Source organism: uncultured Mucilaginibacter sp. (genome assembly GCF_937859865.1).
In the GTDB taxonomy this organism is placed as follows: Bacteria; Bacteroidota; Bacteroidia; order Sphingobacteriales; family Sphingobacteriaceae; genus Mucilaginibacter_A.
Genome location: NZ_CALMAT010000098.1, coordinates 1 through 25,604 on the forward strand (window position 1 = coordinate 1; position 25,604 = coordinate 25,604).

The following is a 25,604-nucleotide window of genomic DNA, read 5'->3' on the forward strand; positions in this document are numbered from 1 at the left end:
TTTGGGTACTGTACCGATACAAAAAGTAAAATGGGCCAATGATTTTTATGCGGTAAAAGAAGCATAAAAAATACCTTGAACAAATTTTAAACAAGCTCTTAAAAATAACAACTTTTTATGTTAAAAGTCCGTATTTATCCGATATTATTATTAGTGTTATTATTATGCATAGCTTTTCCATTATACAACAACCACTGATATCAGTAATCGTGCCTTGTTACAATCATGGAGAATATTTAGAAACCGCAATTGAGAGTATTTTATTACAATCCTATAAAAATCATGAAATCATTGTGGTTGATGATGGCTCAACAGATAATACCAAGTTGGTTGCCAAAAAATATGCCGGAGTAAAATACGTCTATCAAACTAATCAAGGGCTTTCTGCAGCCCGAAACAAAGGGATAGAAAAAAGTACAGGTAAATTTCTTGTATTTTTAGATGCGGACGATTGGCTCGTTCCTGATGCGCTTTTAACCAATTTAAAGCATTTTGAACAAGATAATGAAGTTGCATTTGTAGCGGGGGCTTATGAGTTTTTTTATATGTGGAATAATGAAAAGTCACAAATTTGGCAAACCAATTTAATTGAAACGCCCTATTGCCATCTCCTGGAAAAAAATTTTATTGGAATGCATGCGTCTGTACTGTTTCAAAGGTGGGTATTTGAATTATTTAAATATGATACTAATTTAAAAAGCTGCGAAGACTATGATTTATACCTCAAGATAACAAGAAAATTCAAAGTATCAGTTCATACAGAATTAATCGCTGTTTACCGCATCCACAGTAATAATATGTCAAGCAATTTTGTATTGATGTTAGAAAGTGCTTTATTGGTATTAGAAAAGCAAAGAAAATTATTAAAAAATAAGACAGAAATAAAATGGTTTAAAAAAGGCATTATTAGTTGGAAATCTTATTACTCTAAAAAAATTTATGAAAAGCTTTTAAACCATTTGTATGATGAAAACAAAAAAGTTATCAAAAAAGATATTGAAGATTTAAAGCGTTACGATACCTTTTCATATTTAAAGTATGTTTATTATGTTAATCTAAAATATAGAATCAAAAATTTAATAATTAAAAATTAGGTTTAATTTGAACATGATAAGGAAGCACTGTTCTTTTTTATTTATAGATTACCAATAAGAAGTAAAAATGGGAATAAAACTTATCATACTGACTTTTCCAAAAAATCCCCATTTACTAAAAGCCTGTTTAAAATTGCTTCAATCTATTTTCGATGCTTCTTTTATCTCCTAAAAACTGGTAAGCATTTGGTTTTTGCTTGGGTTAAATTGATGCAAACACCAATTTTTATAGGGTAAAAGAAGCATTAACATCAATCCTCCTAAGCATATCGAAGGATCTTGAATAAATTTAAACAGGCTCAAAGAGTTATTAAATAATCTCCTTTATTAAACTAACAATGTCCCCTCCTGCTTTTTGCCAATTCAGTTTTGTTGAATACTGGTTGAAGGATGACAAGCAGAATCCTGAGTAATCTGTTGCGTTTTCCAGCTTTCCCTGTATGTATTCTGCATATTTAACGGGTTCATCCTGTAAAGTAAACATTTTACCATTTATATCATCCTCTATTACACTGCTAATTCCTCCAACGTTAGTAGTAATACAAGGCAACCCGAATGAATTTGCTTCAGAAAATACTACAGGTGTACAATCTGCTTTGGATGGTAAAATCAAAAAATGACTTTCTGCAAAAAGTTGATCAATTTTTTGCTTCCCCGCAACATTTGCCTTGTTAATATAGCCATGATTAATTACATAATCAGGCATAACCTCAAAAGGAAGTTCTTTTATACCAGCAATGTGCAATATGGTTTTTAAACCGTTAAGGTTAAGTAGCCGAGCTACTTCTAACGCTAAATCACCGCCTTTTCGGTTCCAATCTATACCTAAAAACAATAATTTACATACATTTTTAGAACGGCTGTTGATAATTGCTTTAATATCCTGCAAATTTCTGTTGCATTCAATATTTGCTCCAAACGGAACAATCTTAACTTTATTTGGATTAATATGATAATCATTAATGGCAGATTGAGCTGCCCAACTGGAAGTATAAATGGCCAAACTGCAACTATCTAATGCTTCCTGCTCTATTTCGTTGCCTGTTTTTATTATTTCTGTATTTAAATCTGTATAATGATCATAAAAATTTATCAGTTTTGCAAAGGTTGCATCTGCATAAAAAACTTTAGGTTTATTACTTTTTACAAATGCTATATGCAGGTTTCCGGGAGAAAAAATCACATCCGAATCAGGTTTTATCCTACATTCTATTTGTTTTGCATAGTTTTTAGCAATATCAATACTTGGAACTAAATCAATGAGATAACTCTTGCCTATCATTCTATAAAATGCTTTTTTTAGCAGTAGTGCAGGCGTTAATTCTTTTGTTAAATTACCTACATAATCAACTTCTTCTCCCTGTTCTTTTAAAGATTTAGCAGCATAAAAACCAATCCCAGACCAGTTTTTAATATCGGCAGCATCATAGGTTGTTATGTAAGAAATCTTCATATTTTGTTATAAGTATTAGGTAAAGAGCGTTGAATTTTTTAAAATTGCAAAAACGAAAACGTAACTAACATTGCTTGTTAAATAAAATTTTTAAATAAAACGATGAGGAAATCAACATAATTTACAATTATAGGTAATATTTTTTCTTATAATATATGTGCAACAGAATTTATATATCAGCCTGCTTAAATTTCTATCAGAAAAATTTATAATGCTTCTTTTATGCCTGTAAATTTTGTTTTTAAAATATTGTTTTAATACAAAAAAGTACAATGTGCCAATGATTTTTATGCGGTAAAAGAAGCATTGAAAATATATTGAACAAATTTTAAACAGGCTTTATATCTTTTTATATATCTTTATAAGCCTTAATAATAAAATTTAAATCTTTAAAATTCTTTATGAACAAAATAAATAATTTTTATTATATATTTTTAACACTACTTCTTAGTTCCTGCAGCTCTTATAAAAATATCCCCTATTTCCAGGACTTAAACCACACCAAACCCACTAAGGAACAAGTTGAAAACTACTCCCCGCTTACCATACAGCCAGCAGATGTTTTAAGCATCAATGTAAGTAGCAGAAATCCCGAATCTTCGGCTATATTTAGCAGTGTAAACGGGAATAATTCTAATAATTCACCAGATAATCAAAGCATTGGGTATTTGGTGGATCAAAAAGGCAATATCCATTTGCCATTAATTGGAAATTTAAAGGTAGCGGGGCTAACTACTAACGAACTACGTGAAAAACTGAATCAAACTCTTCTTACCTATTATAAAGACCCGGTTGTAAACATTCGGCTACTTAACTTAAAAGTTTCTGTGTTCGGAGATGTATTGCGCCCTAATATTTATACTTTACCCAATGAACGTACAACCCTTACGCAAGCACTAAGTTTAGCAGGGGATTTGAATATTACAGCCATGCGCAACAATATTATATTAATCAGGGAAGAGGACGGTAAACGGAATTATATACCCCTTGACCTAACTTCTAAAAAATTGTTTGAATCTCCGTACTATTATATAAAAAACAATGACGAAATTTATGTACAACCAGACCGTACCAAATATGCTACTGTTGATCGTGGCAACCGTACTGCAACCTTTGTGCTTTCAGGTATTTCCGTCCTCGCCATTCTTCTTACCTATTTACGTCGGTAATTTATAATATATGAATGTACAGCAAACGTCTTCCGCTACATCAACACCGCTTACTACGTTTACCAATCCTAATATTACCAGACAATCTATAGATTTGAAAAGTATAATTACTAAATACCTTTATCATTGGCCCCTTTTTGTTGTTGGATTAATATTAGCCCTAACAGGAGCATTTATTTATGTTCAAATGGCCCAGCCTTATTACGAGATAAAGGCTACACTACTTATTAAAGATGATAAAAAAATGCCCGATCAGAAGTCGGCTTTAGATAAAATTGATCTTTTAAATTCAGCAAAAATAATAGAAAATGAAATTGAAATATTAAAATCAAAACAGCTTATCAGCCAGGTGGTGCAGGATTTGCAACTCTGGATTGTCTATCAAAAAAAAGACGGCTTATCTTATCAGGATTTGTATCAATCAAGCCCTGTTAAACTAACTTTAATAAATCCAACCGGAAATTTAAACCAAGCCACCGTCAATCTTGTTATAAAAGATAATAATTCATTTTCCTTAATGCTGCCTAATGGTAAGTTAAAAGATTTTTCTTATACAAATACATTTAAAAACAGCTTTGGTACTTGGAAGTTGGAACCAACCAAAGCCTTGGCACAATATAAAGGCGCTACAATTAAAATTACACTTTTTGATCCCGATAAATTAGCACTAAACTATCAGAACGCCATTGATGCAAGCTTACCAAATAAGTTAACTACCGCTATTGTTTTATCTATTTGGGATGAAGTTCCGCAAAGAGGAAAAGATATTCTTAACCGCCTTATTTATAATTATAATTTAGCTGCCACCCAGGAAAAGAAACGCGAAACAAAAAGCACCCTTGATTTTATTGATCAAAGATTAGCTTCTTTAAATGGTGAATTAACTACAGCGGAGAAAGGCATAGCAGGATTTAAAAGTAGCAGGGGCATTACAGATATCAGTGCTGATTCTAAAATTAGCTTAGAGAACCAGCAGGCAAATGATGCCCGTTTAAATGAGGTAAATGTTCAGCTTAGCGTGATTGACGGAATTGAAAGGTATGTCAATTCTTCTCAAAATTCCGGAAAGGCACCGGCAACCCTTGGAATTACTGATCCTGCATTAAGCAGCTTGATTGAGAAATTATCAACTTTACAATTACAACGCGAACGACTGTTGGCTACTACACCGGAAACCAATCCGGATTTTGAACCAATTAACAGGCAGATTGCAACTACCAGAGCAGCAATCAAAGAGAATGTTAGAAATATAAAGTCATCTTTATTAAATACGCAGGGTAAGCTTCAGTCCTTTAATTCCAGTTTTGAATCTTCCATCAGGAACATTCCAACTGAGGAGCGGCAGTATGTCAGCAAAAAAAGACAACAAGAGAGTAAAGAAAGCCTATACACTTACCTGCTACAAAAGCGGGAAGAAATGGCTGTAACTTATGCTTCTACATTAACCGATGACCGTGTAGTTGACCAGGCCTACGCCGGGCCAGCCAAAGACCAAAAAAAATCTTTAATTTATGCTGCGGCCATGCTTTTAGGCTTAGGATTACCCGCAGGGCTAATTTATGCCAGAAATAGTTTTAGCGATAAAATAACAACCTTACAAGAAATTAAAGATGCTGTAACCATTCCTGTTTTAAGTGAATTACCTTTTGAAGCATCTCAAAATTCAATTGTTATTAATGATACGAATACCAACGTACTTGGTGAACAGTTTAGGGCATTACGTACAAAATTATATTATTTGTTTGGAGAACGGGAGCATGGCCGGGTAACCTTATTAACTTCCAGCGTTGCCGGTGAAGGTAAAAGTTTTGTATGCACCAATTTAGCTACTTCACTTGCAAATGCAGATAGAAAAACAGTTATCCTGGAACTAGACTTGCGCAAACCTAAAATTGCAGAAACGTTTAATCTATCAAAAGAACATGCAGGTATCAGTGATTTCCTAAAAGGAAACGCAACAATAACTGATATTGTACAAGCCTGCAGTATGGTACCAAACCTGGATATTATTAGTAGTGGAACAACAGTGCAAAATCCTTCGGAGTTGTTGGAGAAAAAACTATTAAAAGATTTAATTTTAAGTTTACGAAATAGTTACGACGATATCATTATTGATAGTCCTCCTGTACATTTGGTTCCTGATGCTTTGATTCTTTCCCGCTTAACAGATATTACTTTGTATGTGATCCGTCAGGGATTTACCGAAAAAGCAGAATTAAATTTTTTAAAGGAACTATATCAGCAAAAGCAACTACCTAATATCAATCTAGTTTTTAATGGTATCGAAAGAGCTAAATATGGTTATGGTTACCACTATAGTAATAACTACTATAATAATACTTATAAAAAAAGCAAAGGTGCCAATTCCATATTTAGTGATTTTTTAAATAGATTCTAATTTATTTAGGGCCTGTTTAAACTTATACAAGAAGAAATGCTAATGCTTCTTTTACCCTATAAAAATTGGTGTTTGCATTAATTTAAATAAAGCAAAAACCAAATGTTTGCCATTTTTTAGGCGATAAAAGAAGCATTGAAAATAGATTGAACCAATTTTAAACAGGCTCTAAAGAAAAGTTTGATAATAAGCTAGTTACTACTTAATACTATTAGTTGCTAGCTTGTATAATCATCGGCTTATTAATAGGATCGCATAAATTTTCGTAAGCGCCCATATCAGGTGCTTTCCCGCTAAAAGTTAACCCAACGTTTTTGCCTGCATCAATACAGAGTGAAGTTTTCTGGAGGTGCAAATCATTTGTGCTTACAAAAAGTGGGTTTACAGATATAGAATGAAGCCCTTTTCCAGTTGCTGCTTTATACTGAGCCAAGCTCTTTTGATTACCGGTACTGTAATCTGAGTAGATGTCGCTTAATCCGTTATTATAAAAACAATTGTAATCATCTTCTGCCAATACATTTTCATTTGTGCTAAAACTAATCATGGCATACCAAGAAGGGCTTTCTATGGTACTGAATACATTGTTTACCAGTCTGATCATTGGTACTTCTGACGCAGAGGCATAGTCCAGATTAAAAAAGCGGCTTTTAAAATCGTAAATAGAGTTGTTATAAACATTTATGCCACCAACTTTATAAATACCTATTGCCACACTTGTAAAATCTATCCCCCCTCCAATCATGATGTTTCCGGAAATGGTTGTATTTAACATTGCCCCAATACCGTTTGTTGCCCCATGTCCATCCATCACCTCACACTGTTCATAGTTTATAGCATAAATATATGAATGTCCACCACTATACATGTAATTACCATTTATATTAGAATCAAAGGCATTTTCAAGCGCAATCGAATACTCTGGACAATTGTAGATTTTATTGTTTCTTATCGTATGGCCATAATCAACATGATAAGCCCCGTCTAGATCTATACCCGCCACTTGGCAATCATGGATAATGTTATTCTCAAAAATACAATCATGTGTATTAATCATCGTCCAAATCCCACGTACTGTAAAATTACTTATGGTATTCCCTGTGTAAGTATTATGATGGCAAAACTTATGGTGCTCCCAAATGCCGTTGCCATTCCCATCATTAGTGCTTCCGTCAACAATATTATTCTCAAAAAAATTATAAGAACCAAGAAGTTGGACTCCACCATAAAAAACGCAATTTTTTATCCTGCAATTGCTCATTCCAATATCAGTGTCATTCCAAATATTTCCTAATTGAACAACCATGCCCTTTGTGCCAGTCATTTTAAATGCTATTCCGTCAACTGTTTGATTGAGACTAAAATCCCTCGCAATGTTTATAGCTACACCTGTACCGCCATCAATAACAGGCAATTCTCCACTTCCATAATTACCGAAAGTGATACCATTACACATAGTAGTAAGGGTAGCACCAGTCCAAACATCCCCTTTATTAAATAAAACAAAATCGCCTGGACGAATGCTGGCAGCGAAAGAATTTAGTTTATCTAAAGTTTTCCAGGGAGTTAATGAGTTTTTTGCCTGCTCACTACTTCTGCTATCATCACCAAACCTTGAGGAAAAGTAGTATGTGGAGGCCAAACAACACTGAGATAAGGCAATAAAAAATAAAACAAACAGTAGCTTCATAAAAGAGAAATTCATAAAAAACCATTTACTTATACCAATCTATCAATACTAAGTTGCAAAAATTTTAGAAAATTTAGCTTAATATTTTAGAGACTGTTTAAATTTTGTTATACGAAAAAATATTAATGCTTTTTTTATGCCGATAAATTTTGTCTTGCATAAAATTAAGATGTAAAAAGCATAAAAGTTGTTATTTTTCGGGTGATAAAAGAAGCATAAAAAACAAATTGAATAAAATTTAAACAGGCTCTCATAATTAAGTGTGAAATTAAATTTACATTTAAAAAGCAGATGTATATTTTTAACCTTAAAAAAGCATGTGTTTGTATTGTATTTATGTAAAAGAGAATAGGAAGATTAATCTTTATTATACGAATAAAATAAGCATAGAAACCAAATTTAGAGCATGTTTAAAATTTACTTAATTGGTTCTCAATACTTCTTTTATCGCATAAAAATTGGTAAACATGTGATCTTTAGTTTATTTAAATTGATGGAACTACCAATTTTACAGGGTAAAAGAAGCATTAGCATTTTTTCTTATATAAGTTTAAAAAGGCTCTAAATAAACTTTAAACAAGCGCTAATAAACACTTTTATTAATCAACTCAATACATAAAATATGTTTTAAAAAATAATCGTTAAAATAAAAAGGGAACAGAAAAATATTATATTTGGAATTAGTTATTTTCCCACAATACAAATATGATATTTAATTCTTTTGAATTTTTACTTTTTTTTCTTATAGTAACCAGCTTGTACTTCTTGCTTCCACACAAATTTAGATGGGTATTATTGCTATTTGCAAGTTGTGTTTTCTACATGTTTTTTGTACCCATATATATATTCATTTTATTAATCACTATTTTAATTGATTATTTTGCTGCAATATATATAAGTAAGTCTGAAGGCCGAAAGAAAAAACTGTATTTGCTTATTAGTATAGTCTCTACCTGTCTGGTACTTTTTATTTTTAAATACTTCAATTTTTTTAATGATAACTTTAAACTATTAGCACAGTATGCACATTGGAAGTATCCTATTGGCGCATTAAAAATATTACTTCCCATAGGATTATCCTTTCATACTTTTCAAAGTCTTAGTTATGTAATTGAAGTCTATCGCGGCAATCAAAAACCAGAAACGCACTTTGGTATTTATGCGCTTTATGTCATGTTTTATCCACAATTAGTTGCCGGTCCAATTGAACGTCCGCAGAATATACTTTATCAATTTTACGAAAAACATAATTTTAATTATGATAATGTTACTTATGGTTTAAAATTAATGTTATGGGGTTATTTCAAGAAAGTAGTTATTGCTGATCGTCTTTCTATATATGTAAATACTATATATAACAATCATCAACATCATAACGGAACAAGTTTATTGTTGGCCACTGTTTTTTTTGCTTTCCAAATCTATTGTGATTTTTCCGGTTATTCTGATATTGCAATTGGCAGTGCCCGTGTAATGGGTTTTAAACTCATGACCAATTTTAACAGGCCTTATTTTGCAAAATCTATATCTGAATTTTGGAAAAGATGGCATATCTCCTTATCAACCTGGTTTAAAGATTATGTATATATACCCATGGGAGGCAACAGGGTTATTAAACCGTTAGTTTTATTTAATTTATTGGTTACGTTTTTATTAAGTGGTTTTTGGCATGGTGCAAACTGGACCTATATAATTTGGGGTGGATTAAATGGATTATATTTAGCAATTGGCGTGCTGCTTTATAACACAAAATCGAAGATAAACCACAAATTTGATAAAGGTTATTCAAGCTTTTTTAATCAATTAATAAACATCATTTTTACTTTCTTTTTAATAGCATTTTCATGGATATTTTTTAGGGCGAATTCCCTTCATGATGCTGTAAACATTATTCACAAAATACTTTTTGAAAAAGGTAAATTATTTATTGGGGATAATAAGAGTATGGCTTATTCAATTTGTTTTCTAACTATATTATTAATAACAGAAGCAATTGAGGAATATAAACTATTCAACAAATTTAGTCTATACAATAATAGCAGTAAATTGGTGAGGCATTTAACTTATTACTCCTTAATTATCATCATCATGCTATTTGGTGTATTTGATTCCAGTCAGTTTATTTATTTCCAATTTTAATTTTAAATGGATAACAACAATGATTTAAAAAGATTTTTAAATAAATTTCCACTATTCGTTATTATATTAATAACACTAGATTTTTTAATTGGAGGAATATTCAAATATTACTATTTTAAACAAAGATCAGGAATACTTTATCGTACTACATACACAATTGATAGTACTAAGGCAAACCTTTTAGTTTTTGGTTCATCACGGGCAACTCACCATTATGTACCGTCAATATTTGAAAGTAAACTACATACTACTTTTTACAATGCCGGCCGCGATGGCTGCAATTTAATCTATTATTCAGCTGTTATTTCAGCTGTTTTAGAAAGATATACTCCTAAACATATAATTATTGATTTAACACCTAATGAATTAGATTTTTCTGAAGAAGGAAGGTTATCACCATTACTTCCATATTATAAAAACCCTGTTGTTTACAATTATATTAAATACAACAGTAAATTTGAGAATTGGAAGTTACTGTCAAAAATGTACCCTTTTAACTCAATATTTACGACTATTATTATTGGTAATTTAGCCACCAATAAATCGCAGATTTTAGAAGATAAAGGTTATATAAAACTTGAAAACACAATGCCTTTTCATCCAATAAAAACATTTAAGCATGATCAAATAATTGATAAGAGGGTTAAAATTTTAAATGAACTTTTAGCAAAATTAAATAAAAAACATATTGCTGTAACTCTTGTAGTTTCGCCCTCCTATTTCTTATATAGAAAAAATGATCCAGTAATTGTAGCCATCCAAAAGTTAGTAGCTAAACATGACAACATTAATTTTTTTAATTATGAAAATGATCCTGCTTTTGCAAAATATCAATTATACAGTGATGATGACCATTTAAATGAGTGGGGAGCACAAAAATTTTCGCAAGATTTAACCACTAAATTAATTAATACGAATTAAAATACTTTTATAAATTTTCAGATAAGTGATTTTATAGGCTGTGATAACATTTTCTCAACTGCTTTACAACACCTTTTGCCTTACAATTTTATTTTCAAAAAATAATTCTCTTTTTCCTCCATGTTACAAATGCTCCTTTAACGGTTTGTTTAAACGTTATTTATAAGTAACTAATATCTGAAGTAAAATTTTAAAAAGATTATTTTTTATTGATTTTGCTATTTAATAATATATAAAAAAAGAAAAATTAATATTATCAGGAAGACTAAATTCCAGTTAGTTTTTTTTAAGGCATAACCTTCAAAGGCAACAAAATATATTGTTATAATTCTATTATATTTTAGTTTATAATAATATTATATTTGAAACGTAAAACCCTTTGAAACAATGAAGTATAGATTTGAAATTTTAGATATATTTAGAGGATTGTTTGCATTCATTGTTGTTTTGTATCACCTTAAAACAGTTTTCCCTAACTCTATTTCTTTAAATAATGAATTTATATCTAATGGGTATATGTTTGTTGATTTCTTTTTTGTACTAAGCGGGTTTGTTATTGCTTATAATTATGAATCAAAAATTTCTAATTACATAGAATTTAAGCAATTCATGGTAAAAAGATTATTTAGAGTGTATCCCCTACATTTAGTAATGCTTATGATTGCATTAATGTATGTCGTTTTTAGAATTATTATTGGTTTTCATTTTAAACCTGATGCTATCAAACTTTATACTGTCGAAACATTTTTTACAAACTTATTTTTATTAAATTCTATAAAGTTTCCTAACACAAATGATTTATCGTGGAATTACCCATCATGGTCTATAAGTGCCGAAGTTATTTCTTATATGGTGTTTGCAGCATTTACATTAACTATAAAAAAATTAAATTTAAGCTATCTTAGAACTATTGTATGGCTACTTGTATTAGGAATTTCCATTTACTGGATACATTCTTTATCTAATAACTATTTCATATTTCTCACTTATAATAATGGTTTCATCAGAGGTTTAATTGGTTTTTTTTCGGGCGTTATTTGCCAACAAGTATTTCAAAAATTAACAGGAAAGATAAACGGCAACTTTTTAATAACGTTTACTATTTTAGAAGTTACAGCTATTTTACTCATTATATATTTTGTTACATCAGGCAATCTATTCAAAAGCTTTGGTTTAATATATGACTTTGTTTTTTTACTTTCTATATTAATATTTTCATTTGAAAAAGGTTTATTATCAGAAAAAATAAAAAAGATAAGACTTTTAAAAGAGATAGGAAAATTCTCTTATTCTATTTACATGACTCATGCATTAATCATCATTTTTGCATCTATTGTATTAAAAAAAATCATTAATAAAAACTATATTTTAGATACTATAATTGAATGTTGCTTATTACTGGTTATCTATTATACTTCAAAATGGACTTATAAAAATATAGAATTAAGGTTTTATAACATAAGTCATAAACCTAAAATTAAAAACTAAACTAAAAGTGATGTAACTAAAAAATCTATATATAGAACTTGTTAAACTTATTCTTTTGTATTTTACACCATGCTTCTTTTATCGCCTAAAAATTGGCCTTGCCTGGTTTTATAAGTTTGTTTAGGCAGGTACAGGCACCAATTTTTATAGGGTAAAAGAAGTATCAACTAAAAAAGAGGGCCAGAAAAAAAGTTTAAACAACTTTATAATATAAAACCATGATTTAGAACAATCAACTAAAACATTAAATTCTGGTAAAAATATTTTTGTATTACATTATTTAGGCGCCTTTATCTCATCAAAAAACCAAAATTTATTGGCATAAAAGAAGCATTATCATTTCCAAACAAATCATTTAAACAGGTTTTTACCTTTTTAAATGATTTATGCTGATAACATTTTTACCTAAATTTTATTTCATTACAATAACCTTCTTTGTCAAGTTATTTTTTCCGCTTTTTAAATGAAGAATGTAAACACCGTTCTGTAAACTTTCTGCGCTAAGTATCAAGTCCTGCTTAACATTTGCTTCTGTTGTTCCGGTAAATAATTTGCTAATTAACTGTCCTTTTGTATTATACAAAGCAACATCTGTTTGTCCTGCTTCCGGCAAAGCAAACTCTACAGTTGTTTGCTGTGAAACGGGATTTGGATAAACATACAACCCTGGTTTCACAGTTGCCGATATTTGTTCAGTTGCTGTTGCAGAGAATGGCAAAGTACTTCCGGTTCCGAAGTTTGCACTTAAAGAAGATGTATTCATTTGTTCTGCAACATAAGGCGACAAATGGCTTCCTGCAATTGGTGTTTCCATCGTTGCATCCGGAAGCCGCCATTGAACTGTTAAATTATTCCAGCCGCCACCGTCTTTTTGTAAGGCTTCTACATAATATTTCTTCCCTGCCTGTAAGGTTATTACAGCAGATTGTTGCGAAGGATATTTATTCCATTCCCGGTAATTTGTCCAACCACTTACGTTAGCAATCCTTACTTTATTTACAGGTTGATCATCTGTTGAAAGCCATAGTTCACCGTCATCATCTGTTGCAATCCAAAAAGTGTAACTCCCAGTTTGGGGCGGACAAATATAACCCCGAATACGTGAGCCATATTTATCTGCTATGTTTAACGGCCCTTCAAAAGAAGTTAGCTGACTGGTAGACGTGGGCGTAGTTTGAAGTGGAATATTGGAAATATTGTTGCCGGAAATATTATCCCATTCCTCTCGCAAAATGGTACCTGTGGCAGAACAAGCAGTAGTGGTTATCGCAGAATTAACAGGATCATTTAAATATTCATAAGCACCCATATCTGGTGCTTTCCCGCTAAAAGTTAACCCAACGTTTTTGCCTGCATCAATACAAGGTGAAGCCTTTTGCAGGTGCAAATCATTTTTATCTACAAAAAGTGGGTTTACAGATATGGAATGAAGCCCTTTTCCAGTAGCAGCCTTATATTGACTTAGGCTTTTTTGATTACCGGTACTTCTATCCGTATAGATGTCGTTCAGGCCGTTGTTATAAAAACAGTTGTAATCATCTTCTGCCAATACATTTTCGTTAGTGCTGAAGTTAACCATGGCGTACCAGGAGGGGCTTTCTATGGTACTAAATACATTGTTTACCAGTTTGATCATTGGGACTTCTGATGCAGAGGTATAGTCCAGATTAAAAAAACGGCTTTTAAAATTGTAAATAGAGTTATTATAAACATTTACGCCACCAGCTTTATAAATGTTTATTGCCACACTTGTAAAATCTATCCCCCCTCCGATCATGATGTTTCCGGAAATAGTTGTATTTAATATTGCTCCAATACCGTTTGTTGCCCCATGCCCATTCATTACCTCACATCGTTCATAATTTATAACAGAAATATAAGAATGCACAGCGCTATACATATAATTGCCTTGTATAGTACAATCAAAAGCATTTTCAACTGCCATTGCATTAAGGTTGCAATTGTAAATTTTGTTGTTCCTTACCAAATGGCCATAGACAACATAATAAGCGCCGTCTAAATCTATACCAGCCACCTGGCAATCATGGATAATGTTATCCTCAAAAATACAATCGTGCGTGTCAGTCATCGTCCAAATTCCACGGACTGTAAAGTTACTTATGGTATTCCCTGTGTAAGTATTATGATGACAAAATTTATGGTGTTCCCATATCCCGTTCCCATTTCCGTCGTTAGTAGTCCCGTCAACAATGTTACTTTCAAAAAAATTATAAGAGCCCAGAAGCAGGACTTCACCAAAAAAATTACAGTTTCTTATCTTGCAATTGGTCATGCCAAGATCGGTATCGGTCCAAATATTTCCTAATTGAGCAACAATATCTTTTGCCCAGCTTCTTTTAAAAGCTATCCCGTCAATAGTTTGACCGAGGCTGAAATCCCTTGAAATGTTTATGGCTACATTTGCACCGCCATCAATAACAGGCAGGTCTCCATTCCCATAATTACCAAAGGTTATACCATTGCACATAGTTGTAAGTGTGGTGCCTGTCCAAACATCCCCTTTATTAAATAAAATAAAATCACCCGGACGGATGCTGGCAGAAAAAGAGTTTAATTTTTCTAAAGTTTTCCAGGGTGTTGAAGGGTTTTTTGCCTGCTCACTGCTTCTGTTGTCATCGCCAAGGCTGGATGAAAAATAATAAGTGGAAGCAAAAGAACATTTGCATAAGGCAATAAAAAACAAAATAAAAAGTAACTTCATGTAAATATAAAGTAAGAGAGCATATAAAGTAAAAAGCCAAGTGCTCGTTTAAGCAAAACAATTATTTTTTTACTTTTTGCAATGTTAAAAATATAAAACCGTGCTTTTCTTTGCTTATTTAACAAGTAAATGCAATTATATGAAAAATATTTAATAATATAGATAATGATACTGATAATATTTATAATAAATATACTTTAACGAAAGGAATTTGTAAATATTTTATAGGGTTACCTAAAATAACATGTTAGAACCTGTTTACAAATTAAATAAAGCATGGGTAGTTGATAGTTTTTAGGTAGTAAAAGAAGCATAAAAAATAAATCGAACAAAGTTTATACAAGCTATTAGAGCATTTTTAAATTTGCAAAAAAAACGGCCATGCTTTTTTTACCCTATACAAATTGGCGTTTACATCAACCTAAATAAATCAAAAACTAAATGTTCATGATTTTTTAGGTGATAAAAAAAACATAGGAAAATATATTGAACAGGTTTTAAACAATTTAAAAATCTCTGAACAAATGCAAGAAAAGTAGTTTTTTATTCTTTAAATGATTGTTAAACTTGTTCCAAAGTTTTGCATGCTTCTTTTATCCATATAAATGCTATTCCTATCTTTGTCTTTCTATAACAGATTCATAAATAATATAGCCAAAAGAAGTAAGTTTTGATATGAATTTAATCAATTTCTAAAATATTACCAAGTTCGCGCTTTCATTTTATGTTAAAACAAAATCTTGCTTATATCCTGACTGTAATCGTGTTATTATTTTTTTTTATAGTATTTAATAAAAAAAGTACATCAAAGTCTTTTTTGACTTTTGTACTTTATATGCTTCCATTTTTGGATTTTAGGGTTATACCGGAGGCTTGGAGTGGATTAAATATATTAGATTTAACTACACTTTATAGTTTTTTTTTTCTATTTAAAGAATTTTTTTCAGTAGGCACAATTAAATCAAATAATTTTTATTTTTTTCTATTCCTACTATTTGCAATAATAACTCTTTTTGGAAGCTTGAGTTCCGAATTTCCTAAAAATTCATTGATTCATTTTGTTAAAATTTTCCCGATTTTTATCTATGCCAGGTTTTTATTGGTTGAATGTTTATATGATAAATCATTTCATAAGGAAGTTATCAAAATTTTAAAGAATGTATATATTATCTCATTGATTTTTCTGTTGATACAGGTAATAGTAGGTTTAAGTTTTACTTTCTATCCTACTTTAAATGGTAATACCTATGATATTAATACTGGTCTTACAAGGTATCCAGGATATTTTTTTGAATCACAAGTTCATGGACAATATCTTGCTATGGGTAGTTTTCTTTTTTTCCTTACCAATGATAGTATGAACAAAAAGGAAATATTGATACATTATTTTATATTAGCAGCAGCACTTTTTGCAATTATAGCAGCAGGAAGCAGGGGAGCTTTGGGAGGATACTGCTTTGGAATGATAGTGTCTTTTTTTTTAGCAGGTAAACGTTATCGTATTGGTTTATTAGCCTTAATAGTTTTATCAGTTTCATATTATGTTGTGTTTTCTCCGCGTTATGGTGTTTTTAATCGTGCAGAAGGCTTAAATGATGATTTAGCTTTTAGACAATCATTATGGAAAGGAGCTTTTGAAATATCAAAAAATAATCCATTATTAGGAATCGGAAACAATAATTACCTTGAGTATGTTAAAATTCATGCAAAAGATCAGTATTTAGAGGTTGAAGGCGGTGAATTGATATATTTTAATCAACCAGAAAATGGTTATTTGAAAATTTTAGTAGAGTTTGGCTATTTTGGTTTTGGTATTTTTGTTTTATTTATTGTGGCCCCTTTAGTTAATGGGGTTAGTTTATTTATGAAGAATATTTATGATTATAAAGTTACTTTTTTAATTGGCTCTGTTTTAAGCTGGATTATAGGTTTTAATTCTGATTATTCATTTGCTGATACAAGAATACTTTTTATGGTTACTACTCTTTTAGTATTAATACTATCTTATCCTCGTTCAGATGAAATTTCTTATGAGGAGCCTTATTACAATAAGTTATTATAAGGCTAATATATTAGTTGATGAAAACGGTTCAAAATATTAATATAAAAGTTAAGAGTATGTTTAAATTTATATCATAAAATTTTACAATGCTTCTTTTATGCCTATAAATTTGGTGTGCTTAAATATTTTAATATTACAAAAACCACAAAAATTCAATGATTTTTATGTGCTAAAAGAAGCATGGCAAATAAGTTTAACAAAATTTAAACAGGTTCTAAGAGAAGTAAAAAAGTAAGAGGTTGTTAAATAAGAAAAAGGTAAGTTTTAACTACTAAACTATAATAGTAATATTCCAATGGTTCGAGTAAATTTAATTGCACTTATAACTTGTTTTGAGGAAAAAAGTTCAGAAAGCAGGTTATTCATTTTTAAGTTATAAGCATAATAATATTATAAAAAACCAAACCCGTTACTAATACACTTTTATCTTAAAATAACTAATATATGATAAAAAAAATAATAGCTCAGCTTAAATATGGAGCAAAGAAATACATTACTTATATCCCACGAATTTTCAATGTAAATTTATTGGATAAAGAAAAAACCTTAGAAAAACTGGAAAAATCAAAGATTTATTTTTCAGAAGAGGAGGTGGTTGAGTTGTCGCCCGTACAGGTATATGGCGAATCTTCGGTTGATTATCAAACCGTTCAAATTGTGAAATCTTCGCCGTCTATTGTTTATGAATTAAAGCCAAGTAAAAAAGTAACGGTATTAGCATTTGGAGGAGTAAAACTTGATAATACGATACTTAATTTAGACTTTGGTTCTGCAGAATACATAAGAAGCCTATTTAAACGAGGTAAACGTAGTAAAATTCATACGGAAATCTGCATACCTTTATGGTCCCACTATTGGGGGGGAGGATATTATGATTATATAATGTTTATTTATTTAAAGATTTTATTAATAAAATCTGTTTTAAATGAATCAGATTTCAAAATAGCGAAATTTGTTTATCCTGTATTTGGTACTCCATTTGAACGAGATTTGTTTGAACTTGCCGGGTTATCTAATGAACAAGTAATTAATTCCAGGCTTTATGATGTAAAGGCAGATAAATATTATGTAGTACCTAATGTTACTTGGTGCTATCCTAATAAAAAGAATATTTTGTTACTTAAACAATTATCCCTTTCCTTAAATATACCCAAACACCAAGATCAAGAATTAATTTTTATATCTAGAAAAGTACGCAGACGTCTTTCAAACGAAGTGGAAATCGTAGAAATTTTAAAAGAGCATAACTTTACATTTATAGAAGACAAACCCAGATCAGTTGCTGACCAAATTTCATTATACAAAAACGCAAAGGTAATCATCGGGCCACATGGAGCTTCTTTTTCAAATATAATTTGGTGTGACCCAGGAACAAAACTAGTAGAGCTTTTTTCTAACGGATATGATTCCCCTAATTTCAGATATTTAACAAAAATACTTGAACTTAAGTATTATGCAATTTTTGAAAATGGCGTTAAAGAAACCCACTACACTAACTTATATAATGATTCCTATATAGAACCTAATAATTTTAAAATAGCTCTTTCCAGTATATTAAATGATTAATCTGACCTACATCTTTCAGCTTAACAAAGGCAACAGGATCAAAAAGAAAGTTGTTAAACGAAAATTGTAAAGTTTTAATTATAAAAAAGAACTGTATTTTATTGGTATACGATTTTTTTATAATAAAAATTACTGTAATTTATTGCCTTTTTACACTATCTTTATTGACTTTGATTTTAGTTAAAGTTTTTTTATAGCATAATTCTATATATCAATTAATGAGTTTAAAAAAAAATGTGATAAGTAACTTTATTCTTACTGCATCTACATTCATTTTCCCTTTAATATCATTACCATACATTACAAGAACCCTGTCTACTGCCAGTATTGGACAGTTTTTTTATATAGATTCTTTTACTCAATATTTTATTTTATTTTCTGCAATAGGTATACCTTATTACGGAGTAAGAGAGGTTGCAAAACTGAAATTTGACAGACAGAGAATATCACAATTTGTCATAGAATTGGTTATTATTCAATTTGCCTTGTCATTCATCTTTTGTGGCCTGTTTCTAACTTTTCCTTTTTTTATAAAAACGCTCCGTGCTAGTTCAGACCTAATCAGAATTGGGTGTATTACTATTGTTTCAAATGCATTTCTAATTGAATGGTTTTACCAAGGAATTGAAAATTTTTCCTACATAACTGTTAGGTCTATTGTAATTAAGTCACTAAGTGTAATTATGATTTTATTTTTGGTAGTTAACAAAAATGATTCTAATATATACTATTTAATTCTTGCCCTAACTGTTTTAGCGAATGCTGTTTTAAATTTTGGAAACTTCATTGGTAAACATTATGCTAATTTTAAATTTGAATCTAAAATATTTTGGCATTTACGTCCTCTGTGGATATTATTTAGCATTAATATCTCTGTTAGTCTTTATACCCTGATGGATACGATTATTTTGGGCTCTATGACTAATCCTGTGCAAGTAAGTTATTATAATATACCACTGAAAATAGTAAAGCTTTTTTTTAGTGTTATGGGTGGCATAGGATTAGTTTTTATACCAAGAATGTCTAGTTTTTTTGTTGATAATGATATAAAAGGTATTCAAAATCTTATGACAAAGTCAATTAGTATAGTCCTACTATTAGGAATTCCTTTCTTTTTGGTTGGGTTTTTTTTTCCGGAAGAGATTCTATTTGTTGTATCTGGTAAGCAATATATACATGCTAAAGTTGCTTTACAAATCTTAGCTATAGTTCCTTTGATTATTGGCTTAAATAATGTTTTTGGAACTCAGTATCTTTTAGCTATTGGCAGGGAAAAAAAAATTTTGTATGCTACTATTTTTGGTTTTTTTGGAAGTTTAATCTTAAACATTTGTCTTATACCACACTACGGATTTGTTGGGTCTTCAATAGCATGTGTTTTGGCAGAATTAATAGTTTGTATAATAATTTTTAAATCAGCAAAGGATACAATAAAAATTAACGTAGATTTTAATCTTCTATTTTTAATAATTGTAAGTTCAATCTTTGCTTTAGTTTTTTTACTAATTTTTAAGAATATTTCAAATCAAATTCTTTTAATGATTTTTACAGGTTTATGCTACGTATGCTCATTTGGATTATTCCAAATTTTTATTTTTAAAAATGGTTTCATTAATTCTATAATTAAGTTTCGATCTCGTTAAATAATTGCTATATTAATAATGAAAATAGTTTATTACTACTATGCAAAATTGGATTATTTCCAAAATAAATGTACGTCTTGCCGTATGATAGATGCTTTTAATATGGTTATTTATGATTTTTTAAAAATTTCATAATATTCAATTTAGTCATTTTTCATGGGAATACTCCCTTAGTTTTTATTCAAATAATGTTTTAAAAGCCCTTTTAAGTTTTACCCAATTTATTTTTTATGCTTCTTTTATCGCCTAAAAAACAGCAGATTTTATTACCTTTTTGGATTTATGTAGCTTTGTTCGCAATAATTACAAGTATAAAAGAAGCATTATCAATTTTTCAGATAAAAATTTAAATAGTATTAATTTATTATTTTATCATAGGCTGTTTTATCCTTTTGTAACATCTAATAAAGATTTAAAATAAACCTATAAATAAAATAAATAGGACTTAGATAAAAACTTTCTTTAATTCATAAAATGGCATTTCTTTCGATTATTGTTCCTGTATTTAACAAAGAGAAGTACATCGACAATTGCATTCAATCGATACTATCACAAACATTTAAGGATTTTGAGCTTATTTTAGTAAACGATGGCTCTACTGATAGCAGTGGTTTTAAATGTGATTGTTATAAAAATATGGACAACAGAATTATTGTTTTTCATCAGGAGAATCAGGGAGTATCTTCTGCCAGAAACAAGGGAATTTCAATAGCAACAGGTGATTACATTGGTTTTGTAGATGCTGATGACACAATTGATGTTAATATGTATGAGACACTCATTGATAATGCCACAAGCAATAACGCAGATATTGCTATTTGTAGATTAAACACTTCTGAGAAACCAACAATACATTTAAATAGAAAAAATATTGAAGTTTTTAATCGAAATGAAGGGTTATCTGCTTTTTTTAAAGGAGAATTAGATTATGGTGCTTATAACAAGGTATACAAAAAAACAATTGTAAAAAACCTTCAGTTTGAAGGCAGAATGTTTGAAGATGTATTTTATACTTTTCGAGCATTATTATTATCAAACAAAGCTGTGTTAAATCAAAATAAAATGTATAATTATTTTATAAGAGATAATTCAGTAAGTATATCAAAGTTTAGCCTAAAATATTTAGATCTTGTTTATGTTACTAAAAAAATAGTAAATATTGTATTAGAAAAAATGCCTGCACATGTGGAAGCAGCAAAAGTTTTCGACTTTGTTACAAACATGTTTCTTTTAAACAAAATTCTATTAGCAGGTGAAAAATACTATATGAATGAATATAAGATGATTGTTGAACGTCTTAACGGATATTCGGTATTTTTAAATGAAACAAAAGCTATAAACAAAAAACATCGAATTGCCTATCACCTATTTACTAATAACCCCAAAGCATATTTAGTAATTTTAAAAATTTATTGTTTTATTTTTCCATCTCATGCTAGTGGGAAGGCTTAAAATATTTTCATTCGTCTTTTATCCTATTAAAATAGGAATATTTTAGAAATCCTAATATTGAATATGTTTTTTAATAATGAAGTTGTTTAAACTTTTTTTCCGGCTTATTTTTGGAGCTGATGCTTCTTTTACCCTATAAAAATTGGTGCTTAAACAAACCAAAAATTAGGCAACGCTAATTTTTAGGTGGTAAAAGAAGCATGATATAAAGCATAAAAGAATAAGTTTAAACAAGTTCTATAAAAGTAGTATAATATTTTTTTAGATTTAACCTTTAAAAATTATTCTAAAATATATTTAGAACACAAGTGTACTTATAGCAATTTTTATTTACTATAAATTATGGATTACTTGCGGAATAATAAATTGACCTATGAAGATATATTTTAGAAATAGTTATAAATTGAATAATCATGAGTTTTTTTAAATTTATCCTTCAGGATTGGAAGGCTAATAAAGGAAATATTAAAGGAAGGCTCATACTTTTTCTTTTCCGTGTAGCTAACTTTTGTTCTATGCGAAAAGTTTATTACTACATTGGCCTTCCATACCTGTTATTTTACAAAATACTAGTAGAATGGATTTTCTGCATTGAAATTCCATGGAATATAACAGCAGGAAAAAACCTTGTTATATATCACGGACAGTGTTTGGTAATAAGCAGAGGTGTAATTATTGGAGATAACTGTATTCTCCGGCATTGTACTACTATTGGCAACAAACAAATGAAAGGAGGAACATTTAGTTCTTCACCGGTTATTGGTAATAATGTGGATATCGGAAGCAATGTATGCATTATCGGAGGTATATCTATAAATGATAATGTGAAGATAGGTAGTGGTGCTGTTGTTGTTAAAAACGTTTCGGGCAACTGTATAGTAGTAGGAAATCCGGGAATTGAAAAGAAAACAGATTTACTTGCACAATAAAAAATACATAATTCCTACTAACTATCGTAATGGCTATAATTGCAAGCTTCCTATGCTAATTAAAATCCATTACTATTAATAAAAATATTTCTTAAAACTATTATGGTTGAAAAAAAGAAACTTAACATATTGTTGTCTGCCTTTCGTTGCGAACCTGGCAAAGGTGGCGAACCCGGAGTTGGCTGGAACTTTGCAAAAAACATGGCCGATTATCATTATGTTTGGGTACTAACCCGGAGAAGCCATAAAAAGTTAATTGACGAAGCGTTACTAAAAAACCCAATTAAAAACTTATTCTTTATTTATTATGATATTCCACAAAGTGCTTTAATAGATGAGAAAAAATTAGGAGAACAAGCCTACTATATATTATGGCAAATATTTGCAATTACAGCTTATAGAAAAGCATCAAAAAAAGTTAATTTTGATTTAATACATCATGTAACCTTTAATCAATACCGCTCGCCTTCTATCGGTTTTTTTATAAAAAAACCATTTGTAATGGGGCCTATAGGTGGCGCAGAAACGATTAACTCTGTTTTTTTTCAGGATTTAGAATTTAAAGGTAAGTTAAAAGAAGTATGGCGCAATATAGGTTTAGATATATTTCTGTTCAGATTATTATGTAAAATAAGAAATAATCCAAAAACTGTTGTTTTTTCTTCTGTACAAAATTTACAAAAATTAGGAAAACATCTTGGCAAAAAAGATAAATCGGCAGTAATTCCGGCAATTGCAATAGACAAGGAAGATTTTATTAAATATATTGACAAAAAAAGTATCGAAACAAACAAGCCTTTTACAATTATTTATTCTGGGACGGCAAAAGATTGGAAAGGACTTTTATTATTACTACGTGCAATTAAAAATGCTTTTAACAACGAAAGTAATATTTTAGTTAAATTGATTGGTATTAGAAATGAAGCGGAACACCAAAAAGTTTCAAAATGGCTTGTTGATTTTGAAATAGCAAACAAAGTTCAGTTGATTAATTTTTTGCCAAGAGAACAAGTAATCGAAGAATTAAAGAACGCAGATATATCTGTTTATCCGGCCTTTAGAGATTCTGGTTCGATGTCAGTGTTAGAGGCATGTGCTCTTGGTTGCACTGTCCTTTGTTTTGATGCTGGCGGACAAGATGCTTTTCCTGATCACATTTTATTAAAGATTCCGGTTTCTGATATTTCTTATCAGGCAAATCTTAACAATCTGTCAGAGAAGCTTAAGTGGTCTTATAACCATCCAACCGAAATTAGTAAAATAGGGGAAACAGCAAGGAATTATGTATTTGAGAATTATACCTGGCAAAAGAAAGTGATTACTTTTAGTCAATTATATGAAGATATTTTAATAAAAAATTAATTTACAAGCTGTGCCTAATTGCGTAATAAAAATATTTAATTTTTAACTTTATCTCTCCGCTGCTTATAACTTATAAAAATAAAAACAGATTAAACTTAGAGTCTGTTTAAGATTCATTTAAGATTTTTCTATACTTCTTTTATCACCTAAATTTTTATGTTTTCTATATTTTTTTCTGAAAGCATCAATTACAAAAACAAAATTTATAGGCATAAAAGAAGCATTATACATTTTGCTAAAGAAATTTAAACAAAGTCTGTACACAGCAATCAAGAATAATATTTTATAAAAATATTATCATCGTACGTTTAAAATTATGTTTAGCGTATTTTTACTTCTTTTATCCCACAAAATTCTTTATCGTGCTTGTACCCTTAATTAATAAAAATGAATAAAAAAATATTAATAGGCGCTCCTCCTAAACATCATGTTCTTTTAGCTATGGACGAAATGCACGGATTAGAGGACATTGGTTATACCTGTAAAGTAATTACTTATGGGCGGAATGATCAATCTATCAGTAACTTAAATAAATTATTTGGTGTTGTTGGTAATGCATTTAATATTGTTTTTACGCTTTACAAGTTTTCGCCTGATTTATTGTATCTCAACTCACGCTTTGAGCCTGTCGCTACTTCCAGAGACTTTTTAACGCTATTGATAGTCAAAACCTTTTATTTAAAAAAGATTAAGGTTGCAATAAAAACCCATGGATCAGATCCTTCCATCTTGGAAAAAAAATCTTTCTTGTATAAAAATTGTATAGTTCCTTTTGTACTTAAACATGTTGATATCTGGTTTTTTCTATCTAAAGATGAAAAGAATATTATTGAGGGCTATTACCCTAATATTGCTGATAAAATTTTTACTACTTGTAATATAATTGACCCGGCCCGATCTGTTGCTTCTTTAGAATTTAGAAAGCGTTATGGATTGGAAGAAAATAAATTTAAAATTTTATTTGTTGGACGCATCGTAAAAGAAAAAGGTGTTTTTAGCTTGCTTAAAAGTATCCCCAATCTTGATTTTCGAAGTAATTGCACTTTTATTTTTGTTGGGGATGGTCCGGATTTAGAAGGGCTTAAATCTTTAGCATTAACATTAAATGTGTCTGAATATGTGCGTTTTTTAGGGTTTATACCAGATGCCGAATGCGATAATTTTTACGCGAATGCTGATCTGCTTGTTTTTCCTACTTATTATAACGAAGGTTTTCCAATGGCATTATTCAAATCTATATCTGCAGGTTTACCCGTTATAACTACAAAAATCCGCGCTGCAAAAGATCATTTAAATTCTCCTGATAATGTTTTATGGGTGGAAAAAGATTCTGCAGAAAGTGTGGCAGCTGCTATTACAAAGCTGTATTTAAATGAGAATCTTAGAAATACGATGACTAAGAACAACAAAGCATTAGGGAAAGAATTTTCTAAATCCGAAGTATGTTTAAAAATGAGTGAAGCTCTTGATTCAATTCAGGTTTAATATTTTTGTTGAAAGTATTGAGGTATGAAGG

General features: G+C 30.0%; 16 protein-coding genes. 13 read left to right on the forward strand and 3 right to left on the reverse strand.

Annotation, left to right across the window (positions count from 1 at the left end; translation table 11 throughout):
• Nucleotides 1-209: 209 nt before the first annotated feature.
• On the forward strand, nucleotides 210-1,094 hold the full coding sequence (locus Q0192_RS10175) for a glycosyltransferase (protein ID WP_299289374.1): 885 nt from the start codon (nucleotides 210-212) through the stop codon (nucleotides 1,092-1,094).
• Nucleotides 1,095-1,404: 310 nt separating this feature from the next.
• Here the strand turns inward: Q0192_RS10175 and Q0192_RS10180 are convergent, their stop codons facing one another.
• A complete protein-coding gene (locus Q0192_RS10180) occupies nucleotides 1,405-2,547 on the reverse strand; it encodes a glycosyltransferase family 4 protein (protein WP_299289375.1) in 1,143 nt (380 codons plus the stop codon).
• A gap of 401 nt (nucleotides 2,548-2,948) precedes the next feature.
• Here Q0192_RS10180 and Q0192_RS10185 point away from each other — a divergent pair, with 401 nt between their 5' ends.
• Entirely contained in the window at nucleotides 2,949-3,716 is a 768-nt protein-coding gene (locus Q0192_RS10185) for a polysaccharide biosynthesis/export family protein (RefSeq protein ID WP_299289376.1), read from the forward strand.
• A 10-nt stretch (nucleotides 3,717-3,726) separates the two neighbouring features.
• Complete coding sequence (locus Q0192_RS10190) at nucleotides 3,727-6,114, forward strand: tyrosine-protein kinase (protein ID WP_299289377.1); 2,388 nt, start codon at nucleotides 3,727-3,729, stop codon at nucleotides 6,112-6,114.
• 211 nt (nucleotides 6,115-6,325) lie between these two features.
• Here Q0192_RS10190 and Q0192_RS10195 read toward each other — a convergent pair whose 3' ends face one another.
• Nucleotides 6,326-7,804, reverse strand: a complete 1,479-nt coding sequence (locus Q0192_RS10195; RefSeq protein WP_299289378.1) for a right-handed parallel beta-helix repeat-containing protein — start codon at nucleotides 7,802-7,804, stop codon at nucleotides 6,326-6,328.
• A gap of 930 nt (nucleotides 7,805-8,734) precedes the next feature.
• Between Q0192_RS10195 and Q0192_RS10200 the strand changes: the two genes are divergently transcribed.
• From Q0192_RS10200 to Q0192_RS10210, 3 genes are all read left to right on the forward strand, one after another.
• Entirely contained in the window at nucleotides 8,735-9,943 is a 1,209-nt protein-coding gene (locus Q0192_RS10200) for an MBOAT family O-acyltransferase (RefSeq protein ID WP_366518170.1), read from the forward strand.
• A gap of 6 nt (nucleotides 9,944-9,949) precedes the next feature.
• Complete coding sequence (locus Q0192_RS10205; RefSeq protein WP_299289380.1) at nucleotides 9,950-10,864, forward strand: hypothetical protein; 915 nt, start codon at nucleotides 9,950-9,952, stop codon at nucleotides 10,862-10,864.
• Between the two features lie 387 nt (nucleotides 10,865-11,251).
• Complete coding sequence (locus tag Q0192_RS10210) at nucleotides 11,252-12,352, forward strand: acyltransferase (protein ID WP_299289381.1); 1,101 nt, start codon at nucleotides 11,252-11,254, stop codon at nucleotides 12,350-12,352.
• Between the two features lie 412 nt (nucleotides 12,353-12,764).
• Here the strand turns inward: Q0192_RS10210 and Q0192_RS10215 are convergent, their stop codons facing one another.
• The gene (locus tag Q0192_RS10215; RefSeq protein WP_299289382.1) at nucleotides 12,765-14,840 is read right to left on the reverse strand and encodes a T9SS type A sorting domain-containing protein; all 2,076 of its coding nucleotides are present in this window, start codon (nucleotides 14,838-14,840) and stop codon (nucleotides 12,765-12,767) included.
• A gap of 958 nt (nucleotides 14,841-15,798) precedes the next feature.
• On the opposite strand from Q0192_RS10215, the gene Q0192_RS10220 reads away from it, so the two are divergent.
• From Q0192_RS10220 to Q0192_RS10250, 7 genes are all read left to right on the forward strand, one after another.
• Nucleotides 15,799-17,136 (forward strand): O-antigen ligase family protein, encoded by a 1,338-nt coding sequence (locus Q0192_RS10220; protein ID WP_299289383.1) that lies wholly within the window; start codon nucleotides 15,799-15,801, stop codon nucleotides 17,134-17,136.
• Nucleotides 17,137-17,580: 444 nt separating this feature from the next.
• Nucleotides 17,581-18,702 carry a glycosyltransferase family 61 protein gene (locus Q0192_RS10225; RefSeq protein WP_299289384.1) on the forward strand — a complete coding sequence of 374 codons (1,122 nt, stop codon included), beginning with the start codon at nucleotides 17,581-17,583 and terminating at the stop codon, nucleotides 18,700-18,702.
• A 218-nt stretch (nucleotides 18,703-18,920) separates the two neighbouring features.
• Nucleotides 18,921-20,345 carry a flippase gene (locus Q0192_RS10230; RefSeq protein ID WP_299289385.1) on the forward strand — a complete coding sequence of 475 codons (1,425 nt, stop codon included), beginning with the start codon at nucleotides 18,921-18,923 and terminating at the stop codon, nucleotides 20,343-20,345.
• A 474-nt stretch (nucleotides 20,346-20,819) separates the two neighbouring features.
• Nucleotides 20,820-21,797 (forward strand): glycosyltransferase, encoded by a 978-nt coding sequence (locus Q0192_RS10235; RefSeq protein WP_299289386.1) that lies wholly within the window; start codon nucleotides 20,820-20,822, stop codon nucleotides 21,795-21,797.
• 413 nt (nucleotides 21,798-22,210) lie between these two features.
• On the forward strand, nucleotides 22,211-22,726 hold the full coding sequence (locus Q0192_RS10240; protein ID WP_299289387.1) for a serine acetyltransferase: 516 nt from the start codon (nucleotides 22,211-22,213) through the stop codon (nucleotides 22,724-22,726).
• Nucleotides 22,727-22,828: 102 nt separating this feature from the next.
• Nucleotides 22,829-24,088 carry a glycosyltransferase family 4 protein gene (locus Q0192_RS10245; RefSeq protein ID WP_299289388.1) on the forward strand — a complete coding sequence of 420 codons (1,260 nt, stop codon included), beginning with the start codon at nucleotides 22,829-22,831 and terminating at the stop codon, nucleotides 24,086-24,088.
• Nucleotides 24,089-24,475: 387 nt separating this feature from the next.
• Entirely contained in the window at nucleotides 24,476-25,573 is a 1,098-nt protein-coding gene (locus Q0192_RS10250) for a glycosyltransferase family 4 protein (RefSeq protein ID WP_299289389.1), read from the forward strand.
• Nucleotides 25,574-25,604 lie beyond the last annotated feature (31 nt).

Bases quoted from the DNA above. Each gene is read 5' to 3' on its own strand.
- Q0192_RS10180 (WP_299289375.1), bottom strand. From the start codon at position 2,547: ATGAAGATTTCTTACATAACAACCTATGATGCTGCCGATATTAAAAAC.
- Q0192_RS10185 (WP_299289376.1), top strand. From the start codon at position 2,949: ATGAACAAAATAAATAATTTTTATTATATATTTTTAACACTACTTCTT.
- Q0192_RS10190 (WP_299289377.1), top strand. From the start codon at position 3,727: ATGAATGTACAGCAAACGTCTTCCGCTACATCAACACCGCTTACTACG.
- Q0192_RS10195 (WP_299289378.1), bottom strand. From the start codon at position 7,804: ATGAAGCTACTGTTTGTTTTATTTTTTATTGCCTTATCTCAGTGTTGT.
- Q0192_RS10205 (WP_299289380.1), top strand. From the start codon at position 9,950: ATGGATAACAACAATGATTTAAAAAGATTTTTAAATAAATTTCCACTA.
- Q0192_RS10210 (WP_299289381.1), top strand. From the start codon at position 11,252: ATGAAGTATAGATTTGAAATTTTAGATATATTTAGAGGATTGTTTGCA.
- Q0192_RS10215 (WP_299289382.1), bottom strand. From the start codon at position 14,840: ATGTGCAATGGTATAACCTTTGGTAATTATGGGAATGGAGACCTGCCT.
- Q0192_RS10220 (WP_299289383.1), top strand. From the start codon at position 15,799: ATGTTAAAACAAAATCTTGCTTATATCCTGACTGTAATCGTGTTATTA.
- Q0192_RS10225 (WP_299289384.1), top strand. From the start codon at position 17,581: ATGATAAAAAAAATAATAGCTCAGCTTAAATATGGAGCAAAGAAATAC.
- Q0192_RS10230 (WP_299289385.1), top strand. From the start codon at position 18,921: ATGAGTTTAAAAAAAAATGTGATAAGTAACTTTATTCTTACTGCATCT.
- Q0192_RS10235 (WP_299289386.1), top strand. From the start codon at position 20,820: ATGGCATTTCTTTCGATTATTGTTCCTGTATTTAACAAAGAGAAGTAC.
- Q0192_RS10240 (WP_299289387.1), top strand. From the start codon at position 22,211: ATGAGTTTTTTTAAATTTATCCTTCAGGATTGGAAGGCTAATAAAGGA.
- Q0192_RS10245 (WP_299289388.1), top strand. From the start codon at position 22,829: ATGGTTGAAAAAAAGAAACTTAACATATTGTTGTCTGCCTTTCGTTGC.
- Q0192_RS10250 (WP_299289389.1), top strand. From the start codon at position 24,476: ATGAATAAAAAAATATTAATAGGCGCTCCTCCTAAACATCATGTTCTT.